The sequence below is a fragment of the Streptomyces cupreus genome, from assembly GCF_014257025.1.
GTDB classification, from domain to species: Bacteria; Actinomycetota; Actinomycetes; order Streptomycetales; family Streptomycetaceae; genus Streptomyces; species Streptomyces cupreus.
Genome location: NZ_JACMSF010000146.1, coordinates 1 through 3,081, shown reverse-complemented (window position 1 = coordinate 3,081; position 3,081 = coordinate 1). Strand labels below are relative to the sequence as shown.

3 protein-coding genes and 1 pseudogene are annotated in these 3,081 nt (G+C 67.9%); 2 read left to right on the top strand and 2 right to left on the bottom strand.

Annotation, left to right across the window (positions count from 1 at the left end; all coding sequences use genetic code 11):
* Positions 1–377: 377 nt before the first annotated feature.
* Together H4N64_RS43955 and H4N64_RS43950 are read right to left on the bottom strand one after the other, a co-directional pair.
* Entirely contained in the window at positions 378–707 is a 330-nt protein-coding gene (locus tag H4N64_RS43955) for an MDR/zinc-dependent alcohol dehydrogenase-like family protein (protein WP_260860449.1), read from the bottom strand.
* A 207-nt stretch (positions 708–914) separates the two neighbouring features.
* Positions 915–1,121, bottom strand: a complete 207-nt coding sequence (locus tag H4N64_RS43950) for a hypothetical protein (RefSeq protein WP_186288231.1) — start codon at positions 1,119–1,121, stop codon at positions 915–917.
* A gap of 478 nt (positions 1,122–1,599) precedes the next feature.
* On the opposite strand from H4N64_RS43950, the gene H4N64_RS43945 reads away from it, so the two are divergent.
* The gene (locus H4N64_RS43945; protein ID WP_186288230.1) at positions 1,600–2,157 is read left to right on the top strand and encodes a PadR family transcriptional regulator; all 558 of its coding nucleotides are present in this window, start codon (positions 1,600–1,602) and stop codon (positions 2,155–2,157) included.
* Between the two features lie 75 nt (positions 2,158–2,232).
* A pseudogene (locus tag H4N64_RS43940) lies at positions 2,233–3,081 on the top strand (acyl-CoA dehydrogenase); the annotation flags it as partial.

Sequence of the window (3,081 nt, the reverse complement as noted above, 5' to 3'; positions counted from 1 at the left end):
CGCGGCGTCGGTGGTGGTGTCGACGGTGAACTCCGTCGGCCCGGCGGCCGTGTGCGTGGCGGCGGAGGCGGTGGTGGGAGCGAGGTGCACCCCCGTGGCGATGGCGATGGCGGTCAGCGCCGCCGTGGTGACTCGGACCTTCATGCGATGCACTCCTCTCGGCGATAAATCCGGGCGTACGAGGACTTGCCGGCGTGCATGGTGCGAGGAAGGCGGTCGGCGTGGTTCTGCCAGGTCGCCCCGGCCCGTGGGACGGACCGGGGAGCAGGGGGGCCGCAGAGAAGGAACGACCGGCGTGAGCCCGCCGCGCTCTGGAGCGAGCGTTCCATTCAGAGCGGCTCGTGTCTACCGGCGGGTAGCGACAATGACCGAATCGGTCAGCCGGTGGGATCGAGGAGGATCTTGCGGACTCCGTCGGAGCGGTCGGCGAACAGTTCATACGCCGCCGGGCCCTGGGAGAGGGGGAAGCGGTGCGACACCACGACCTCCGGCTGGATCCGGCCGGCCTGGGCGAAGGCGATCAGGGGAGGGAGCTCGTAGTGGATCGAGCAGAGCCCGACGGCGAACTCGAGTTCCTTGGTCTGCGCCAGCCCCATGTGGAAGGGGAACGCCTTGTTGTGGCTGACAGCGATGACGCTGGCCCTGCCGGCCTGCCGCACGGCTTTGAGGGCCAGTTCGATGGTGGCGTCCGAGCCCACGGCCTCCACGACCGCGTCCGGTCCGCGTCCCGGGCGAACGCCGAAGCGTAACCCGCCAGTGAGGCCTCGACGGCGGCATCGTCGCAGTCGGTCAGCCACCCCAGGACGAGGCCGTCGAAAGGTGCGAGCCGGCGCTCAGGACGCGTACGAGCCTCCTGCCACAAGGCGTCGAGCACCATGCCGATCACCTTGGACGGATGCTCGGCACCTTGGTCGTCAAAGGACCTTGTATGTCAGCTCGTACAGAGACAGAGACAGCGCGCCGATCGCCTGCGTTCGTTCTCCAAGGCCTACCTCGGAGGGGATGATCTTCGCTCCGCCGATGAAGCTGGCCTGGTCAGTTGCCTCATTCACTTCGTGCAGAAGCACGTCAATCGACGCTTGGTTAACGAACGGCACGAACCGCTCGTCGAACTCGAACACGTCCCCTTCTCGCATGCGCCTTTTTCGAAGGTGCCGCCATCACCTCTACTGACGAGGATCTCGTCCGCACCATCGGGGTCCTGAACCCTTTTTGCCTCCAGAAACAAAAGCTTGCATCTACGGCGAGGCGGCGGAGATGAACATTGGGCGGGCATGGGCCGCTTGTGGCATCGGCAGCAACGGAGCTGCCAACGGTATGACTTTGCTGTTTCTCGCACCTCTCATATGGATCTCCGCTGCGGTTCCCTGGGTGCAGCGGCGACCTCCTGCGTCGGTGCCGCCGTCGAAGGGTCGAGGCCCTGGGGATTGGCGGGCCGCGTGACGCAGGTGACCGCAGAGGTCGCCCCGTAGCATCCGGGGGCCCTGCCTGACCCTGGCGTGCCGGCGTCGGTGGTGATCTGCGCGACGTGCACTGGGTGAGCCGTGTCTCACCACGGCTGCGTTGCTATGCAACGAGGTGCATAGGAGGATCGTGTGCATGGCGCTCGAGCACGCGATCCTCGTTTCCCTGCTGGAGAAGCCGGGCTCCGGCTATGAGCTGGCCCGGCGGTTCGAGCGTTCGATCGGGTACTTCTGGACCGCCACCCACCAGCAGATCTACCGCGTGCTGAAGCGTATGGAGAGCGACGGCTGGGTCGATGTCCGGGACGTTGCGCAGTATGGGCGTCCGGACAAGAAGGAGTACTCCGTCGCCGGGCCCGGTCGGGCCGCGCTCGCTGCGTGGCTCAACGAGGCGACCGAGCCCGAGAGCGTGCGGCACGACCTGGCAGTGAAGGTCCGGGGCGCCGCCTTCGGTGATCCGGCCGCCCTGATCAGTGAGGTCGAGCGGCACCGGCAGGCGCACACGGACCGCCTCGCCCACTACCTCGCGGGCGAAACCCGCGACTTCGGGGAACCCCCGGCCCACGGTCCGCTGGACGCCGAACGGGAGCTCCAGCACGTCGTGCTGCGCGGCGGCATCGCCTACGAGCGGATGATGATCGCCTGGCTCGACGACGTCCTCGCCACCCTCGCCGGCTTCGACGCCGGTCGCTGACCGGCGACCGAGCGGCCCCCGGGGCCCGCTCCCGGACCCAACCCTCACCCCTTCCCAGCCGAAAGGCGGCAATCCATGGCCGACGCGCTGCTGTTCAACCCGCGGACCTACGACCCCGCGCACTTCGACCCGGAGACCCGCAGGCTGCTGCGCGCCACCGTCGACTGGTTCGAACAGCGGGGCAAGCGTCGGCTGATCGAGGACTACCGAACCCGCGCCTGGCTCGGTGACTTCCTCGCCTTCGCCGCCAAGGAGGGACTCTTCGCGACCTTCCTCACCCCCGCCTCCGCCGCCGCAGAGGGTGAAGGCGACAAGCGCTGGGACACCGCCCGCATCGCCGCCCTGAACGAGATCCTCGGCTTCTACGGCCTGGACTACTGGTACGCGTGGCAGGTCACCATCCTGGGCCTCGGTCCCGTCTGGCAGAGCGACAACCCCGCCGCCCGCGCCCGCGCCGCGGAACTCCTCTCCCAGGGCGAGGTGTTCGCCTTCGGACTGTCGGAGAAGGCCCACGGCGCCGACATCTACTCCACCGACATGCTCCTGGAGCCCGACGGCAAGGGCGGCTTCAGGGCCACCGGCTCCAAGTACTACATCGGCAACGGCAACGCCGCAGGCATCGTCTCCGTCTTCGGCCGCCGCACCGACGTCGAGGGCCCCGACGGCTATGTCTTCTTCGCCGCCGACAGCCGCCACCCGGCGTACCGCCTGGTCAAGAACGTCGTCGACTCCTCTAAGTACGTCAGCGAGTTCCGCCTGGAGGACTACCCGGTAGCTGCGGAAGACGTCCTGCACACCGGCCGTGCTGCTTTCGACGCCGCCCTGAACACCGTCAACGTGGGCAAGTTCAACCTGTGCACCGCCTCGATCGGTATCTGCGAGCACGCGATGTACGAGGCCGTCATCCCGGTACCGCTCACGGTG

Coding starts and splice junctions, on each gene's coding strand:
- H4N64_RS43945 (WP_186288230.1), top strand. CDS start 1,600: ATGGCGCTCGAGCACGCGATCCTCGTTTCCCTGCTGGAGAAGCCGGGC.